This window comes from Psychroflexus sp. MBR-150, assembly GCF_053628795.1.
On record NZ_JBRJHB010000019.1, the window covers coordinates 12,007 to 29,001 of the forward strand.

Below are 16,995 nucleotides of genomic sequence, written 5' to 3' on the forward strand. Positions count from 1 at the left end.
TCAGGAAGCCTTATCTGTTTTATAGATATTTATTAAAGCTACTGTTTGATAATTTTTACAGTAGTTTCAGAACCATCAACTAAACTAACTTTTGCTAAGTATAAGCCTTGCGATAAGACTTGAGCACTCACTTCTGCTTGAGTAGAATTAGGCTTGAGCTCTAAAACGGTTTTACCAAACGCATCAAAAATTTGAATGGTTTTTATACTCGTTCCAGGATTATTAAATACCCAAACATCTTTAGTTGGATTAGGATATAACTTAAATTGATTAAAAGCTAAATCTTCAACAGATAAAGTTGTAAACGTATAAGTTAGATTATCTCTAAAGAAACTGATGTCATAAGTACCAGCAGTTACAGGAATATTATCAGAAGAGTTAAACACAGCGTTACCACTAGGAAAACCTGTTCCTCCCCAATTTGTATCCCAACTTAAATTTTGTCTAAATTTCAATTCACCGTCTGTTAACACTTGAGCATTTAAAGAATAAGTATCGCCATCAGAAGAACTCATTAAGATATCTGTTTGATTAGTACTATCAGGCCAACCTGCTGCTGCATCACCAACAATACCAATATCAGGAATATCAAAAGAGTAGTCACCTGTGTTTAAATTAAAAGTAACCTCATAAAATCCAAAAGTTACAGGAATAGCCATTCCTCCTGCTGTGGCTGTGCCAGTTGGAAAACTATTGGCACCATAAACCGTAGATGTTCCAACCTCTTGAAATTGAATATCACCATTGGCAAATTGTGTTACACTTAACTCATAATTAACACCGTCAATAGTTGACATTTGTGGGTTAGATGACCCTGTAACAGCAGACCCAACCAATTCAATTTGAGTAAATGTTCCCACATCAGTAAATGTGTAGGTATTGTTATTTAAATCTAACACAATATCATAAACCCCAGCTTGAACGGGTATATCGCCATTTGTAATCGACCCAGATGGAAAAGTATCGCCACCCCAACTGACTGCCCAATCTTGGTTTTGTCTGAACTTAGCCGGTCCAGTAGTTAAGGTTAATCCATCAATTGAATGTGTTCCATCGCCATTATCAGTCAACATAATGTCAGGAGTTGGATTGGTAGCATCTGGCCATCCATTAGCGGCTGGACCAACAATACCAACTGTCTGTGCTTGCATCATAAATGCAGAACACAAAATTGCAATAAGTAATATTTTTTTCATAAGTTATTGATTTATAAATTTATCCAAATTTAACCTTTTTAGTTTTAAAATACAAATTTTACTTCATTGTAACTGCTAAAAAAGTATTCATTACTTTTGAAAGAAAAAAAATGAACCCATCAAAAGAAAAAAGTTTTTCTCGATTATTAAAAATCATGGATGAACTCCGCGAAGGTTGTCCATGGGATCGAAAACAAACCATTCACACATTAAGTCACCTAACTGTTGAAGAGACTTACGAACTTACCGATGCTATAATTGAAGAAGATTATGAGGCTATAAAAGGTGAATTAGGCGATTTGCTTTTGCATATTGTTTTTTATTCTAAAATTGCTTCAGAAAGAAACAAGTTTGATATACAAGATGTTATCAACACCATTTGCAAAAAAATGATAGAGCGTCATCCACATATTTATGGAGATGTTAAGGTTGAAAATGAAGAAGATGTCAAGCAAAATTGGGAAATGATAAAATTAAAAAAAGGGAACAAATCTGTTTTAGGTGGCGTGCCTAAAAGTTTACCCGCTATGGTCAAATCTCAACGCATTCAAGACAAAGTTGCCAGTGTAGGTTTTGATTGGGAAAAATCAGAACAAATTTTAGACAAAGTTAAAGAAGAAATTAGCGAGTTTGAAGCAGAAGCAAAAAATAAAAATCAATCTGAGATGGAAGCTGAACTTGGCGATGTGTTTTTTGCACTTATCAACTTTGCTAGACATCACAACATTAACCCCGAAAGAGCTTTAGAATTGACTAACAAAAAATTTATCAAACGATTTAAATTCCTTGAAGACCAAACCAAGAAAAAAAACCTCAAACTTCATGAAATGAGTTTTGATGATATGAATAAGTATTGGGAAGATGCTAAAAAAATGTAACATAATCTTTGATATTATTTCATTATTAATATATTTGTTAAATAAAAATTTTTAATATGAAAAAAATAGTTTTTGCATTATTTGTTTGTCTTTCAACTTTATCTTGGAGTCAAAATAAAACATTTTCAGACCAAACCATAGAAAAGTTTGCCCAGGCTTATATAGAAATTAGAAATGAAAATATGTCGTTTCAACTTAATAAATTGACAGCTATTGAAAAAGCAGGACTAAGTGGTGATGAATTTACCGATATACACCTAAAATTATTAGATTCTGACAAAAAAAATCAACTGACAAAATCTGAAATTGATAAATACAATTTGGCCAAAAAAAATATTGAAAACTTAAAAGAAGACATCCAAAAAAACATGGAGCGTTTGATTGAAAATCAAGGCTTAAAAGTAGAAACTTATCATGCCATTGCAAAAGCATCTACTCAAGATAAAACACTGAAAGAAAAAATACAAAAATTAATTCAGTAACCTATTATTTTAGGGTTAAACAGTAAGCCGGCTCAACAGTCGGCTTTTTTTTGTTTAAAATCAATATTATGCATTCTAATTTGGTATAACATAAAGTTATCGAAAACCTTATATAAATTTCATAAAAAACAATACTTTTGCGTAAAATATAGAAACGATGAACAACACAAATGAACGCGTAAAATGCCTAATAATAGGTTCGGGTCCAGCAGGTTACACAGCAGCTATTTATGCCGCAAGAGCAGATCTTAAACCTGTTTTATATACTGGCATGGAGCCTGGTGGTCAACTCACAACTACAACCGATGTAGATAATTTTCCTGGTTATCCTCAAGGCATTGACGGCCCAAAAATGATGGAAGACTTAAAAGCTCAAGCCGAAAGATTTGATACAGATGTAAGAATAGGAATGGTTACCAAAACAGAGCTAAGCAAAGAAAAAGGCGGCATTCATAAAGTTCAAATTGACAACAATAAGTGGATTGAAGCCGAAAGCATCATAATTTCAACAGGTGCTTCAGCCAAATACCTTAATATTCCAAGCGAACAACGCTTACGTGGTGGTGGCGTTTCTGCTTGTGCCGTTTGTGATGGCTTCTTTTACAAAGGTCAAGATGTTGCCATTGTTGGTGGTGGCGATACCGCTGCAGAAGAAGCAACTTATCTCGCTAAAATCTGTAAATCGGTGACCATGTTGGTCCGCAGAGATGTTATGAGAGCGTCAAAAGCTATGCAACACAGAGTTTTTAATACCAAAAATATCGATGTTAGATTTAACACAGAAGTCGATGAAGTTTTGGGCGATCAAGTGGTAGAAGGACTGAGAATGGTTAATAACGAAACTCAAGAAAAAGAAGAAATAAAAATCACAGGTTTATTTATAGCCATTGGTCACAAACCAAATACCGATATATTTAAAGGTCAATTAGATATGGATGAGGTTGGATATATCATCACTCAACCCAAAAGCACCAAGACTAATATTCCTGGTGTATTTGCCAGCGGAGACGCTCAAGACAAAGAGTATAGACAAGCCGTAACCGCAGCTGGCACGGGTTGTATGGCTGCTCTTGATGCTGAACGCTATTTATCTGCTGTTCAAAGCGTAGATGAATTAGTTGAAGAAGCTAAATAAGTTTTAAATCTTGATCTAGTTTTACTTGAATTGCGATATAAAAAATCTCTTTATCAATCAAACCTTTTAAGCGAATAAAATCTTTTTCTGTAGTAACAATTGGCTTAGTATAAGACTGAATGTCTTCAATTTCAGCTTTTGAAAAATTATGATGATCGGCAAAACGCAAGTGTTCAAAACTTTTGTGTTTTGATTGTAAATAATCCAGTAAAGGCTTGGGGTTTGCAATTCCAGTTATCAAATAAAAATCATCAAGAGTTTCAAATTCCATAGAGCGATTCTGACTTTTGAGAGTTTGGCTATATTCAATTTCAGAAAAAACTAAAGTTTGGTTAGACTTTAAATTCATTTTCTGCTTTATATTGCTTTTGACGGTACTTGAAATATCAGGTGGACATTTTGTAACAACGATATAATCTGCACGTTCTACAGAAGTTTTAGACTCTCGCAATCGTCCTACTGGCAACAAAAAATCTTTGTAAAAGGGCTTGTCAAATGTTGTCAATAAAATATTTATATCAGGTTTTACTCGTCTGTGTTGAAAAGCATCATCTAAAAATATTATCTCTATTTCAGGATAAAGCTTTTGAATATTTTCTAAACCATGTTTACGGTCAGCATCAACAAAAATAGGCACTGATTTAAATTTGTTTTTAAATTGAAGCGGCTCATCGCCAACATCAATAGCTTTCATATGCAAATCAACTTCTAAAAACCCTTTGCTTTGGCGATTGTAGCCTCGGCTTAAGACTCCGATCTTATAATCATCTTTATATTTTTTAATTAAATACTCAATCATAGGAGATTTGCCCGTGCCACCAACACTTAAATTTCCTACGCTTATCAGTTTAACATCAAAAGTGTAAGATTTAAACAAACCTTTGTCATATAAATAATTTCTCAAAGCAGTCACTGCATGATAAATTATCGAGAAAGGAAATAATAAAAATTTTAAAATATTTAGCATTATTCATAGCACTTCAGGTATAAAGCCTATTTCAATAAAAACGAAATTAATAAGAAAACAAACTAAATTTATACCTTAATCATATAATTACGAAAGTATAATATTTAAATTTACAATTTAACTTAAAAGATAAATTATGACTATTAAATCCTTAATAAATAATCTTTACGCCTATGCACCTTTAGATTATGCAGAAGATTTTGATAATGTAGGATTAATTGTTGGAGACGAAAATCGTGTTATAAACGGTGTTTTGGTCAGTTTAGATACCAATGAAAAGGTTGTTGATGAAGCTATAGCTTTGAACTGCAATCTCATTTTAAGTTTTCATCCAATCATTTTTTCGGGTATAAAAAAACTTAATCCCAATAATTATGTCAACAAAACAGTAATCAAGGCTATCAAAAACGATATTGCAATTTACGCCATTCACACAGCTTTAGACAATGCATTTCATGGGGTAAATAAAATGATATGCGACAAACTAAATCTAAACAATCCCGAGATACTTATCCCTCAAACTGGCACCATCAAAAAATTGACAACATACATTCCAAAAAACGATGCTAATTTTTTAAGAGAAAAACTCTTTGAAGTTGGTGCAGGACAAATTGGCAACTATTCACATTGTAGTTTTAATATTGAAGGTCAAGGAAGTTTTAAAGGAAATGAAAACTCAAATCCTGTGGTAGGTCAAAAAGGAAAAACCCATTTTGAAGATGAAATTCAAATCAACATTACCTATGCCAAACATCTTCAAAATCAAATTCTTAACCAACTATTCAAACATCATCCTTATGAAGAAGTAGCTTATGAAGTTGAGACTTTAGAAAACACCAATCAAAATATAGGCATAGGAATGCTTGGGTCATGGAAAAATCCTATAAAAGAAAATGCATTTTTAGAATTGCTCAAAAATACGTTCCATATACCCGTCATAAAACATTCAAAATTATTAAACAAACCCATTCAAAAAGTAGCCGTTTTAGGAGGTAGCGGTGCTTTTGCTATACCAAATGCTATCAGAGCCAAAGCCGATGCTTATGTTAGTGCTGATTTCAAATATCACGATTTTTTTAAAGCTGAAGAAAAGATAATTTTAGCCGATATAGGACATTATGAAAGTGAGCAATACACAAAACAACTTTTATATGCTTATCTTAAAGAAAATTTCACTAATTTTGCAACCGTTTTATCAAATACTAATACAAATCCCGTTCAATATTATTGATTATGGCAAAAAAGAAAGAGATTAGCGTTGAGCAAAAACTAAGAGCTCTATACGATTTGCAACTCGTAGATTCAAGAATAGATGAAATCAGAAACATGAGAGGTGAATTGCCTCTTGAAGTTGAAGATTTGGAAGATGAAGTTGCAGGCCTCAACAAAAGAATTGATAAAATTAAAACCGCTTTAGATAAAATTGACGAAGACATTAAATCTAAAAAGATTTTTATCAGCGAAACTCAAGATCGCATAAAAAAATATAAAAAACAGCAAGAGAATGTTAGAAATAACAGAGAATTTGATGCTTTAAGTAAAGAAATTGAATACTTAGAACTTGAAATTGAATTGGCTGAAAAACACATCAAAGAATTTTATGCTCAAACTGAGCACAAAAAAGAAGCCTTAGAGCAAACAGAAGCTAAGTTAAAGGATAGACAAACACACCTTGATCACAAAAAATCAGAGCTTTCAAACATTCTTAAAGAAACTGAAAAAGAAGAAAAAGCCTTAGAAAAAGAATCAGAAAAACTAAAAATTAAGATTGAAGAAAGATTAGTTAATGCTTACGAACGAATTAGAAATAGTGTGAAAAATGGCTTAGCCGTTGTTACCATAGAACGCGGTGCTTCTGGTGGTTCGTTTTTTACTATTCCGCCACAAGTTCAGGTTGAAATTGCTGGACGAAGAAAAATTATGACAGACGAACATAGTGGTAGAATTCTCGTTGACCAAGAGTTGGCTAAAGAAGAAGAAGATAGGATGCAGAAAGTTTTTAAGAAATTATAATCCTTTTTATTGATTCTGATGTTTTTTAAAATCTCACTCGTATATATGGAATTCATAAAATAACGTGAGTTCTTCGATATAAATTCCAATAAAATATTTTCATATAAAATACAGATATTTAACCATTTGTCATGTCGATAGTGCGAAGCATGAGCGATGAAACATCTCAGTAGGATGAGATTTCTTCTCATACTTCGTTCGAAATGAGAAAATTTGCTTACAAAAATACGTAATCATCTGATTTACAGATTTCAATAAATCGAACTCTCGTTCAAATTGGATTTATTTTCATCTACCTGATAAAACCATTAATCTTAAATTTTGATATTGTACTTATCAATTAAAGATTGATTGCAATGTTTCCAAAAATTAAAAATTTCAACAGCTTGATTCAAAATAAAGGTTTCTCCATTTCGCAACCTTAATTCTAGTGTTTTAGGGTCATAAGGTGGTTTTATATTCAATTGAGCAAAACGAGATGATAATTTATGTATTTGGTTAGCTACTTCTTCGAGGTTTTCTTTTTCTATCATCTCTTCAAAGATTTCAAGTTCAGACACATTCTCCGCTAATAAAAATCGAAGCATTTCCATAAGAGCATCCTTATCATCTCCAGTATATGGGACCAGATCTTTGAGGCTGTAACTAAAGTCAAGATCTTTTTTTGTTTCGGGGGTTGATTTTATTTTTTCTTCATCAAAAACGTAATAATCTTGAATATCAAAGTTAAAAGCTTTGATTATTAATTTGATAATATCTTGCTTATTAAATGGCTTATAAAGTTGAAAATCAAATTTTTTTAAAATATTTTTTTGTTCATCAGACAACAAAACGTTGGCCGTACAGATTACAGTTTTGCTGAGTTTCAAATTGTTTTTAGCTAATTCATCAATAAGATCAACTCCACTCATCTCTGGCATTTTCATATCAAAAATAGCCAAGTCATATCGATTTTCTTTCAGGTGATTTAGTGCTTGTAAAGAACTGTTCATGACTGTCACTTTTGCACCGTAGTTGGTAAAAATTGTTTTAAACAAACTGGTAATCAACTTATCGTCATCAACAGCAAAAATTGTTTTCCCATCTAATATATTGTCAGGTAATTGAAGTGTTTTTTCTTCTTCTCTAACATCTGATGGTTGAGCATTTTCTAATTTGAGCAATACTTCAAACTTACTTCCTTTGTTTACCTCACTTGTCAGCTTTATTTGTCCACCTAATTTGTTGACCAAATTTTTAACTATGCCTATTCCTAATCCTGTTCCTTTCATTTTGCTTTTATGAGTTCCCGCTTGATGGTAATCCTTAAAAATTGTCTTTTGTTCATCTGAGGTCATTCCTACTCCAGTGTCTTCAATAAAAATATTGATCTCTGATTTTTGGTGATTTATTTCATTTTTTATAAACCCTATTTTTATGAAACCCTTGTCTGTATATTTTAACGCATTATGCACTAAATTGTATATAATTTGTTGTATTCTGTATCGATCTGAATTGACATAAACTTTTTCTTCGGGAATTTCAAAAAAAACTTCAATGTTTTGATTTTTAATCAATGGCTCAAAGTTGTGTTTAATCATTTCGAAGACTTCATTTAAGTTGAAGACTTCTTTTTTAATTTCAATAATACCAGCTTTAATTTTGGAAATGTCCAAAATTTCATTAGTCATTTGATAAAGATAATTGGAGGCTGTTTTTATAGCTTTTACATTATCGTCATCTTCATTTAGTAATTCTGTATATCCTATAATTGAAGTGAGTGGCGTCCTCAATTCATGACTCATTGTTGAAAGAAATTTTTGATTCTCTTCAGTTTCTTTTATAGCCTTTTTTTCGTTTTCTTTTAATCTATCCTGGTAATATATACTTTTATTGATGTCTGTTATTATAACATAAATCGAAAAAACACCTAACAACAAAATAATAAAAATAATAAGGCTACTTTTCCATAAATAACTTTCAGACTTTTTTGAAAAATTATTTACGTTAGCATTAAAGGTGTTAAATTCTTCTAATAAAATATCATTGAGTATTTTCTCTATATATTTATTGACTTCAGTGTTTTTTTGAAATATTTCGTTTTCTCTTTTGTTTAAAACATCAATAATATGCTGTCTTTTTTGCTGGACACTTTCAAAAATCGAAATAATTCTCTTCTCTGGTAAGTTGTTTATTTGCGTTATAGTTTGTAAAGTATCAATTGATGTAGAGACGACAGTGTCATTATTAGCTTCTATTTGTTCTTTTACTTTTGAATCGTTATTGTCTTTTTTTGCTTCGGCATTCTTTTTATTGGATGAACCAAACAGACGTTGAAAAAAGTTTTTGCTTTCCTCTTCTTCTTCGTCAATTTCATTAAAGTTTTTGTTTTCATCAATGGAATGCTTATAAATTTCTGAAGTGACTTGTTTTATTATAGTTACTGAATCTTTTCTATTGATTTCAAGGTCTGCCAACTCTTTTTTGAGCAAACTCTCTAAATCATTTAAAAATTTTGATTGATTTTTTTCTTTGATACGCTGTAATTCTAAGTATTCTACTTGAACACTTCGCAATAGTTTTGGTATAGTGTCTAACTTAGAGACTTCAATTGTTTTAGAATTTTGAAGCTCAGTTTTGATTGAATCAATATTTTGTTCGATTCTTGCAAGAATAGTATCTGCCTTTTTAAAAGAAAATTTTATGGAATCTAATAAATATAAATTGTTAAGCTTGTTAATATCAATTGTTATGTCCTTTAAATAATTTGAACGTTTTTGAGGATAAGCACTTTCTACTACAAGTTTGTTTAAGGAAGTTAGACTAATATAAAAGTATAATCCTACTCCTGCAATGCCTAAAGTAATGAGGGCAAACAACCAAATGGTCTTTCCTTTAAGTTTGAACATCCAATATCTTTTATTAAAAAGTTGACTAAATTTAATATTTTAACGTGAGTTCGACCAAGAAAATTACAACATTTTGAGCAACTACAAATTAAAAACATAGCAATGTGTATTATCAGAATACAATATGTATAAAAAATATACACTTTAGTTTTAAAAAACTCTCAACAATTATTATATCTATCTGATTTTCAATATTATATTATTTTTAAATTAAGTGGTAGTGTATTTGTTTATATATAATTAAAAAAATATATGGAAGCAATTACAAAAAGCTTGAGTGATTTTAATCAAAACTATTTTTATATTTCACGTGAGATAATGAACAAGATTTTTTATAACTCATTGGGTTATATCGTTATCTCCATTTTAATTTTAAGCACCACAATACTTGGATATGCTTTATATCAAGGAGTTGAAATAAACCTTATACCTTCTACAAGCAATTTTGGAAATGTATTTATAACAGTTGGATATATAATTTTAGCTTTTAAAGTAGCTTTCATGCTGTTCTTATTTTTTACCTTTTTAAAGTATAAACCTATAGAAGGAATAAAAGACCATGAGCTTCCTGAATGTACAGTTGTTATTCCTGCATATAATGAAGGTCGATTAGTTTATAAAACCATACACAGCCTATCAAATAGTGATTATCCTAAAGATAAGATACAACTTATTGCCATAGATGATGGCAGTGAAGATGATACTTGGGAATGGATGAAGAAAGCAAAAAAAGACTTGAAAGATGGCATAATCATTTTGCAACAACCCAAAAACATGGGCAAAAGAGAAGCTTTGTATCGTGCATTTAAAGAAATAACTACAGAAGTAGTGATAACAGTAGATAGCGATTCAATTGTAGAAAAAAACACTATAAGAAATATCGTAAGTCCATTTGTTGTCAACGATAAATGTGGAGCTGTAGCTGGTAACGTTAAGGTGCTAAATACAGAAGAAGGCATAATTCCAAAAATGCTAAATGTTAGTTTTGCCTTTAGTTTTGAATTTATTCGATCAGCACAAAGTGTTTATGGTTCGGTTTTATGCACACCAGGTGCTTTATCTGCCTATAGAAAAGAAGCGGTTGACAATTGCTTAGAAAAATGGTTTAATCAAAAGTTTTTAGGAAAAAGGACTCAAATTGGAGAAGACAGAGCCATGACTAATATGATTTTAAAACAAGGTTATGATGTAAATTTTCAATCAAACGCTAATGTAATTACAGAAATTCCTAAAACATATCAAAAGCTTAGCAAAATGTTTATCCGCTGGGAACGCAGCAATGTGAGAGAAAATATCATGATGAGTAAATTTGCATTTCAAAATTTTAGATCTACCCAAAAATGGCCATCTAGACTGTTGCTAATCAACCAATGGGTAAAAATGATAACAGCTTATCCATCTGTTGTGTTTATGCTTATTTTTTTAGTTTTAAAACCGTTTTTATTTATAGGTGTAAGTCTATTTAGTATTTTGATTTTTGCAAGTATTCCAGCACTGTTTTATTACTTGAAATATTCTAATATCAACCAATCTTTACTATCATACAGTTATAGTGTTTTTTATGCCTTCAGCTTGTTTTGGATAACGCCTTACGCAATAGCTACAGCAGGACAAAATGGATGGTTAACGCGGGCTAAAATAAACAACAAGCATAAGCAACAAAAGTAGTTATTTTCAAATACAATTTATACCTTTGAAAATAAAAATTGAAAACGGTTTACCTAATAGATGACGATGTTTTTTTTAACCAAACATTAAAAAAACTTTTAGAGAAAAAGAACTATAATGTAGAGTCTTTTTATAACTCGGTTAGTTTTTTTGAGCATTTTAAAAATCACGATCATCCAGACTTGATTGTGACCGATTACCGATTGCCAGAATTGGATGGATTACAAATCACTCAAAAAATAAAAAAAATAAATAGCACTATTCCTGTTATATTGATAACAAATTATGGAAATATTCAAACAGCCGTAAAATCCATAAAATTAGGTGCTTTTGAGTTTGTTAGCAAGCCTATAAATCCTAGTGAATTTCTTAAAATTGTACACCAAGCTTTAAAAACAAATGAGAAAAGACTCCCTGAAAACAAAATTGAAAATAATTTTATAAAAGGCACTACAACCAAAAAAATCTGGTCTCAAGTAGATATTGTAGCACCAACCAACTTATCGGTTTTAATAACAGGAGAAAGTGGAACGGGAAAAGAATTAGTAGCCAAATATATCCACCAAAACAGCAAGAGAAAAGACTCTAATTTTGTAGCAGTAGATTGTGGTGCAATACCAGATGAAACTGCTATATCTGAACTATTTGGTCATGAAAAAGGAGCTTTTACTGGTGCGTCTCAAACCAAAATAGGTCATTTTCAATATGCTAATAATGGAACTATTTTTTTAGATGAAATTGGTAATTTATCCTATGACTCACAAGTCATACTTTTAAGAACTATTCAAGAGAGAAAAATCAGAAGATTAGGAAGCAACAAAGACATCGACATAGATGTAAGAATTATTGCTGCAACTAATGAAAATCTTGAAAAAAATATCGAAAATAATAACTTTAGGTTAGATTTATTTTATAGGTTGAACGAATTTCCTATAACCCTACCACCACTAAGAGAAAGACAAGAAGACCTCAATATATTTATAGATTTTTTTGGAAAAAATGCCGCTGAAGAACTAAATAAAGAATACAAAGGTATTGACAATAATCTGCTTCAAGATTTTAAGAAACATTCTTGGCCAGGTAATTTAAGAGAATTAAAAAACTTTATAAAAAGAGGTGTTTTGTTATCTGAAAATGGAGTTATCAAAAAAGAACATCTTGCTGGATTTCAAGTTGAACCCATTAGCCATCTTGAAAGCAAAGAAACCCAAAAACAGGATTTAAAGTCTCAAAATGAAGAGTTAGAAAAAAAAATGATTCAAGATACGCTAACTAAATATCAATTCAATAAAACTAAAACCGCAAAAAAATTAGGTATCACAAGAGCTACTTTATATAAAAAAATCAAGCTATATAATCTTGATTAAATTTGACCACAACTATATATTTTCTTTTCAACACCATTTGTTTCTTTTCAAGGAAAAGTTTTTTTAAATACCTATTTATTTTATATACCAACATGTTAGATGAAAACCTCATTTATTGTCAACAGTCATTTAACTGATTGACAACTTATAATAAATAGCTACCAAAGACGATAAATTTTTGTTTTATATTAACAATGTTCTATCAATTCAAACTCATAATTATATTTAATTTTACTGAAAAACATAAATAGATGAAAAAATTACTCATCATACTTTTAATATCTAATGTCTCATTAGCATGCAATAAAGTTGAGAAAAAAACAGACGCTCAAGACCATAATTATTCAAACTATATTGACAACCAAGATTTAAAATTTGCCTATTTTGCTAGCGGTTGTTTTTGGTGTGTAGAAGCTATTTACGAAAATGTAAAAGGCGTAAAAGAAGTGATTTCTGGCTATTCTGGAGGACATACTAAAAACCCAACCTACGAGGAAAGCAATACTGGAAAAACAGGTCATGCCGAAGCTGTAAAAGTGATATATAACAGTGATATTGTAAGCTTTAAAACTTTAGTTGATGTGTATTTTGCATCACAAAATGTAACTCAAATCAATGGTCAAGGTCCGGATATAGGAAATCAATACCGTTCTATACTATTTTATCAAAATGATGAAGAAAAAAACATCATTGAAAATAAAATAAAGTCTATTCAACATCATTACGATAAACCCATAGCAGCAGAAGTCAAACCTTTTGAAAAATTTTGGATTGCAGAAGAATATCATCAGAATTACAAAAAGAAACACCCTAATAACAGATATATTCAGAATGTGTCAAATCCGAGATTTGAAAGGTTTAAAGCCAAAATGCCTAATGTTTTAAAATAAAAAATAAATTACTCTAATTTAGTCAACCCAAAAAAATATGACAAAATGTGAATGGGCAACAAAACATCCACTTGAAGAACACTACCACGACACCGAATGGGGCGTGCCTGTTTATAACGACCAAAAATTATTTGAACTGTTGTGTTTAGAAAGTGCTCAAGCGGGTTTGAGTTGGCTGACCGTGTTGCAAAAAAGAAATAATTATAAAAAGGCTTTTCATAATTTTGACATTGAAAAAGTAGCTCATTTTTCGGAGCAAAAGGTAGAAGAGCTTTTACAAAACAAAGGCATTATCAGAAATCGATTAAAAGTGAAAGCCTTTATCAATAATGCCAATTGTGTTTTAAACCTTCAGAAAACACACGGAAGTCTATCTAAATATTTATGGAAGTTTGTTAACCATCAACCTATCCAAAATGCGTTCAAATCTGCATCTGAAATTCCAACAAAAACCGATATCTCTGATTTAATGAGCAAAGATTTAAAGAAAAATGGCTTTAAGTTTTTTGGCTCAACCACTTGCTATGCGTTTATGCAAGCCATAGGTATGACCAATGACCATATTACAGATTGTTTTAGGTATGAAAAGGTCAAAACCCTAAGTCAACACCTATGACCCAACTGACAAATAGAAAAATAACTCCTATCCCAATCCTATAATAACCGTAGTGCTTAAAACCATAGGCAGCAACCAACTTGATAAATATTTTGACTGCAATAAAAGCACTTACAAAAGCCACTATCATTCCTATCAAAAGAATTAATATTTCGTGATTTGTAAAAGAAACTGGCGTTTTATACAAATCGTAACCTGTTGCGGCAATCATAGTCGGAACAGCCAACAGAAATGAAAACTCCGTAGCTTGGGTTTTATTGAATTTATTAAAAATCCCACCAATAATAGTTGCTGCTGCTCGTGATGTTCCTGGAACCATAGACAGACATTGGAACAAACCAATAAACACCGCATTTTTAATTGGGATTTGACTCAAATCAACGACTTGCGTTTCTTTTGCCACTACTTTTTTATCAATTAAAATCAAGACAATACCGCCAATGATTAAGGCTACTGCGACAACAGTCGGGTTAAACAAATAACTTTTAATAATATCATACGCCAACAACCCTATGATAGCTGTTGGAATAAATGCAGCCATTAGCTTCACATAAATATCAATGCCTTGAAGAAAGCGTTTATAATACAAACCAATAATCGCCAAAATGGCACCAATTTGAATAGACACAATAAATGAATCTACAAAACCACCGTCTTCTGTAATCCCAAGAGCGGCTTTAGCGAGTATCATATGTCCTGTAGATGAGACTGGCAAAAACTCAGTAAGCCCTTCTATAATAGCTATGATGATACTTTCTATAATAGACATAAAGATGGTTTTGGGTGCAAATATATTATTTTAGAAAGTAGCTATATGTCAAAGATTAGAGAAAATGAATTATATTTAAAAATTAATTTTTAAAACCAACCAACCATGTTTAAAATCAAAACCGAATTCAAATGGACTATCATTTTTATATTGATGAGTTTGCTGTGGATTTACTTAGAAAAAATATCAGGCTTACATCACGAGTATATTGAACAGCAACCTATTTACACTAATCTCTACGCCATTCCTGCTATTCTGATTTATGTATTAGCTTTAAAAGAAAAAAAACGTAAGTTTTATAACGGTGTTATGAATTACAAAAATGCTTTTATCAGTGGACTTATATTAACTTTAATGATCAGTTTACTTACACCACTTAGCACTTATGCTTCGGTAGAATATATCTCTCCAGAGTTTTTCGGTAATGCCATTGAAAAGAGCGTTGAATTAGAAATGATGACTAAGCCGGAAGCCCTTGATTATTTTAACACACAAAATTATATGCTTCAATCTTTAATGTTTGCACCAATATTTGGTATAGTTACGACGGCTATTGTTGCCCTTTTTGTTAGAACTAAATCAAAATAAAAATATGTCTAAAATTACCTATTTTGAAAAACAAAATACTATCCTGATTTGGGTGGTTTGTATTATCGTCCTCATTATCATTTTAGTTATTGGCTTTAATGTTGAAAACATCACCAATGATGAAGGTGAAACTATACCGATTGGTCTTACTTTTTTTAATGTTGCTCTTATTTTAGCAGCCTTCCTCCTATTTTATGATATGAAAATAGTTTTATCTAACGAATATTTGAAGGTGAAATTTGGCATAGGCGTTTTTAAAAAAGAGTTTAAACTTCAAGAGATAGATCAATCAAGTATTGAAATTTATAAACCTTCAATGTGGTATGGTATAGGTTGGCGTTACAATTTGAAAGGCGATATGTTATTTAATACAAAATTCGGTACAGCCGTTCGATTTAAATTGAAAAACAATAACAAGTCTTATTCTATTGTAACCTCAAATTATAAAGAATTAAAAGAAAAGTTGACAAAAGCTACTGAAAATACGTCTTTAGAAAACAACTCATAAAATTTAATGTTTAAGATTGTATTTGTATTTTTATAACAAAATCTATTTTATGTCAAGCATTGTTAAAACACAAAATCAAAACGTTACTTATCTGTATCTTAATCGTCCTGAAAAATTTAATAGCTTTAATCGCGAGATGGCGTTATCGCTGCAACAACATCTCGATGATTGCATAAGAGACAAAACAACAAGAGCTATTGTTTTGATTGGTAAAGGCAAAGCATTTTGTGCAGGTCAAGATTTACAAGAAGTTGCCAATCCCGACGAAAACCCAGGGTTTAAGAAAATCCTTGAAGAGCATTACAATCCCATTGTCACTCGCATTCGAAATATAGAAATCCCTGTAATTGCTGCCGTTAACGGCGTTGCGGCTGGTGCTGGTGCCAATTTAGCATTGTGTTGTGATATTGTTGTGGCTTGTGAAAAAGCCAGTTTTATACAAGCTTTTAGTAAAATTGGGCTTATTCCAGATAGTGGTGGCACTTATTTTTTACCTCGCCTTGTCGGTTTTCAACGTGCTTCTGCCCTAGCGATGCTCGGTGACAAAATTGATGCCTTTGAAGCTGAACGTATGGGGATGATTTATACGTACTATTCTTCAGAAACTTTTGAAAATGAAGTCGATAAACTGGCACATCGTCTCGCCAATATGCCGACCAAAGCTTTAGCCTTTATTAAAAAAGCTATGAACCAAAGTCTTGAAAATGGTTTAGAAAACCAATTGGCTTTAGAGTCTAAATATCAAATTGCTTCAGCTCAAACCGAAGATTATCAAGAAGGTGTGAATGCATTTGTTGAAAAGCGTCAACCCAAATTTAAGGGGAAATAAAAATAGCGGTCTTAAAACTTTTGTCATTCTGAATTTAGTTCAGAATCTGTTTTAAGACCGCTATTTAAACTATAGAGTTTAGTATTTTAACGTGAGTTCGATATAAATTCCAATAAAATATATTCATATAAAATACAGATATTTAATCATTTGTCATGTTGACAGAGCGAAGCATGAGCGACGAGACATCTCAGTAGGATA

General features: G+C 31.2%; 16 protein-coding genes. 12 read left to right on the forward strand and 4 right to left on the reverse strand.

Features of this window, described 5'->3' with window-relative positions:
• Positions 1 to 38: 38 nt before the first annotated feature.
• Complete coding sequence (locus ACSSV5_RS10065) at positions 39 to 1,196, reverse strand: T9SS type A sorting domain-containing protein (RefSeq protein ID WP_454245773.1); 1,158 nt, start codon at positions 1,194 to 1,196, stop codon at positions 39 to 41.
• A gap of 110 nt (positions 1,197 to 1,306) precedes the next feature.
• Here ACSSV5_RS10065 and mazG point away from each other — a divergent pair, with 110 nt between their 5' ends.
• The 3 genes from mazG (at position 1,307) to trxB (ending at position 3,691) form a co-directional block, all read left to right on the forward strand.
• Positions 1,307 to 2,074, forward strand: coding sequence for a nucleoside triphosphate pyrophosphohydrolase (gene mazG, locus ACSSV5_RS10070; RefSeq protein ID WP_454245774.1), 768 nt, complete (start codon positions 1,307 to 1,309; stop codon positions 2,072 to 2,074).
• Positions 2,075 to 2,130: 56 nt separating this feature from the next.
• Positions 2,131 to 2,556, forward strand: coding sequence for a DUF4168 domain-containing protein (locus ACSSV5_RS10075; protein WP_454245775.1), 426 nt, complete (start codon positions 2,131 to 2,133; stop codon positions 2,554 to 2,556).
• A 157-nt stretch (positions 2,557 to 2,713) separates the two neighbouring features.
• Entirely contained in the window at positions 2,714 to 3,691 is a 978-nt protein-coding gene (gene trxB / locus ACSSV5_RS10080; protein WP_454245776.1) for a thioredoxin-disulfide reductase, read from the forward strand.
• Here trxB and lpxK read toward each other — a convergent pair.
• Positions 3,684 to 4,658 carry a tetraacyldisaccharide 4'-kinase gene (lpxK, locus tag ACSSV5_RS10085; protein WP_211065617.1) on the reverse strand — a complete coding sequence of 325 codons (975 nt, stop codon included), beginning with the start codon at positions 4,656 to 4,658 and terminating at the stop codon, positions 3,684 to 3,686. The two genes, trxB and lpxK, sit on opposite strands and share 8 nt — an antisense overlap.
• Before the next feature lie 136 nt (positions 4,659 to 4,794).
• Between lpxK and ACSSV5_RS10090 the strand changes: the two genes are divergently transcribed.
• On the forward strand, positions 4,795 to 5,889 hold the full coding sequence (locus ACSSV5_RS10090) for a Nif3-like dinuclear metal center hexameric protein (RefSeq protein ID WP_211065616.1): 1,095 nt from the start codon (positions 4,795 to 4,797) through the stop codon (positions 5,887 to 5,889).
• 2 nt (positions 5,890 to 5,891) lie between these two features.
• The gene (locus ACSSV5_RS10095; RefSeq protein ID WP_454245777.1) at positions 5,892 to 6,671 is read left to right on the forward strand and encodes a zinc ribbon domain-containing protein; all 780 of its coding nucleotides are present in this window, start codon (positions 5,892 to 5,894) and stop codon (positions 6,669 to 6,671) included.
• Between the two features lie 314 nt (positions 6,672 to 6,985).
• Here ACSSV5_RS10095 and ACSSV5_RS10100 read toward each other — a convergent pair whose 3' ends face one another.
• Positions 6,986 to 9,559, reverse strand: coding sequence for an ATP-binding response regulator (locus ACSSV5_RS10100; RefSeq protein ID WP_454245778.1), 2,574 nt, complete (start codon positions 9,557 to 9,559; stop codon positions 6,986 to 6,988).
• Positions 9,560 to 9,811: 252 nt separating this feature from the next.
• Here ACSSV5_RS10100 and ACSSV5_RS10105 point away from each other — a divergent pair, with 252 nt between their 5' ends.
• The 4 genes from ACSSV5_RS10105 to ACSSV5_RS10120 all read left to right on the forward strand — a co-directional run bounded on the left by ACSSV5_RS10105 (position 9,812) and on the right by ACSSV5_RS10120 (position 14,100).
• Positions 9,812 to 11,227, forward strand: coding sequence for a glycosyltransferase (locus ACSSV5_RS10105; RefSeq protein WP_454245779.1), 1,416 nt, complete (start codon positions 9,812 to 9,814; stop codon positions 11,225 to 11,227).
• Between the two features lie 38 nt (positions 11,228 to 11,265).
• The gene (locus ACSSV5_RS10110; protein ID WP_454245780.1) at positions 11,266 to 12,594 is read left to right on the forward strand and encodes a sigma-54-dependent transcriptional regulator; all 1,329 of its coding nucleotides are present in this window, start codon (positions 11,266 to 11,268) and stop codon (positions 12,592 to 12,594) included.
• A gap of 251 nt (positions 12,595 to 12,845) precedes the next feature.
• Positions 12,846 to 13,484, forward strand: a complete 639-nt coding sequence (gene msrA / locus ACSSV5_RS10115) for a peptide-methionine (S)-S-oxide reductase MsrA (protein WP_454245781.1) — start codon at positions 12,846 to 12,848, stop codon at positions 13,482 to 13,484.
• 37 nt (positions 13,485 to 13,521) lie between these two features.
• A complete protein-coding gene (locus tag ACSSV5_RS10120; RefSeq protein ID WP_454245782.1) occupies positions 13,522 to 14,100 on the forward strand; it encodes a DNA-3-methyladenine glycosylase I in 579 nt (192 codons plus the stop codon).
• Here the strand turns inward: ACSSV5_RS10120 and ACSSV5_RS10125 are convergent.
• The gene (locus tag ACSSV5_RS10125; RefSeq protein ID WP_454245783.1) at positions 14,075 to 14,869 is read right to left on the reverse strand and encodes an undecaprenyl-diphosphate phosphatase; all 795 of its coding nucleotides are present in this window, start codon (positions 14,867 to 14,869) and stop codon (positions 14,075 to 14,077) included. The genes ACSSV5_RS10120 and ACSSV5_RS10125 overlap by 26 nt on opposite strands.
• A gap of 105 nt (positions 14,870 to 14,974) precedes the next feature.
• Here ACSSV5_RS10125 and ACSSV5_RS10130 point away from each other — a divergent pair, with 105 nt between their 5' ends.
• From ACSSV5_RS10130 to ACSSV5_RS10140, 3 genes are read left to right on the forward strand one after another with little or no spacing between them, the layout of a single operon-like run.
• Entirely contained in the window at positions 14,975 to 15,457 is a 483-nt protein-coding gene (locus tag ACSSV5_RS10130) for a DUF4199 domain-containing protein (RefSeq protein WP_211065607.1), read from the forward strand.
• Positions 15,458 to 15,461: 4 nt separating this feature from the next.
• Entirely contained in the window at positions 15,462 to 15,965 is a 504-nt protein-coding gene (locus ACSSV5_RS10135) for a hypothetical protein (RefSeq protein WP_454245784.1), read from the forward strand.
• A 49-nt stretch (positions 15,966 to 16,014) separates the two neighbouring features.
• Entirely contained in the window at positions 16,015 to 16,794 is a 780-nt protein-coding gene (locus ACSSV5_RS10140; RefSeq protein ID WP_454245785.1) for an enoyl-CoA hydratase-related protein, read from the forward strand.
• Positions 16,795 to 16,995: the final 201 nt, after the last annotated feature.

Bases quoted from the DNA above. Each gene is read 5' to 3' on its own strand.
- ACSSV5_RS10065 (WP_454245773.1), bottom strand. From the start codon at position 1,196: ATGAAAAAAATATTACTTATTGCAATTTTGTGTTCTGCATTTATGATG.
- mazG (WP_454245774.1), top strand. From the start codon at position 1,307: ATGAACCCATCAAAAGAAAAAAGTTTTTCTCGATTATTAAAAATCATG.
- ACSSV5_RS10075 (WP_454245775.1), top strand. From the start codon at position 2,131: ATGAAAAAAATAGTTTTTGCATTATTTGTTTGTCTTTCAACTTTATCT.
- trxB (WP_454245776.1), top strand. From the start codon at position 2,714: ATGAACAACACAAATGAACGCGTAAAATGCCTAATAATAGGTTCGGGT.
- lpxK (WP_211065617.1), bottom strand. From the start codon at position 4,658: ATGCTAAATATTTTAAAATTTTTATTATTTCCTTTCTCGATAATTTAT.
- ACSSV5_RS10090 (WP_211065616.1), top strand. From the start codon at position 4,795: ATGACTATTAAATCCTTAATAAATAATCTTTACGCCTATGCACCTTTA.
- ACSSV5_RS10095 (WP_454245777.1), top strand. From the start codon at position 5,892: ATGGCAAAAAAGAAAGAGATTAGCGTTGAGCAAAAACTAAGAGCTCTA.
- ACSSV5_RS10100 (WP_454245778.1), bottom strand. From the start codon at position 9,559: ATGTTCAAACTTAAAGGAAAGACCATTTGGTTGTTTGCCCTCATTACT.
- ACSSV5_RS10105 (WP_454245779.1), top strand. From the start codon at position 9,812: ATGGAAGCAATTACAAAAAGCTTGAGTGATTTTAATCAAAACTATTTT.
- msrA (WP_454245781.1), top strand. From the start codon at position 12,846: ATGAAAAAATTACTCATCATACTTTTAATATCTAATGTCTCATTAGCA.
- ACSSV5_RS10120 (WP_454245782.1), top strand. From the start codon at position 13,522: ATGACAAAATGTGAATGGGCAACAAAACATCCACTTGAAGAACACTAC.
- ACSSV5_RS10125 (WP_454245783.1), bottom strand. From the start codon at position 14,869: ATGTCTATTATAGAAAGTATCATCATAGCTATTATAGAAGGGCTTACT.
- ACSSV5_RS10130 (WP_211065607.1), top strand. From the start codon at position 14,975: ATGTTTAAAATCAAAACCGAATTCAAATGGACTATCATTTTTATATTG.
- ACSSV5_RS10135 (WP_454245784.1), top strand. From the start codon at position 15,462: ATGTCTAAAATTACCTATTTTGAAAAACAAAATACTATCCTGATTTGG.
- ACSSV5_RS10140 (WP_454245785.1), top strand. From the start codon at position 16,015: ATGTCAAGCATTGTTAAAACACAAAATCAAAACGTTACTTATCTGTAT.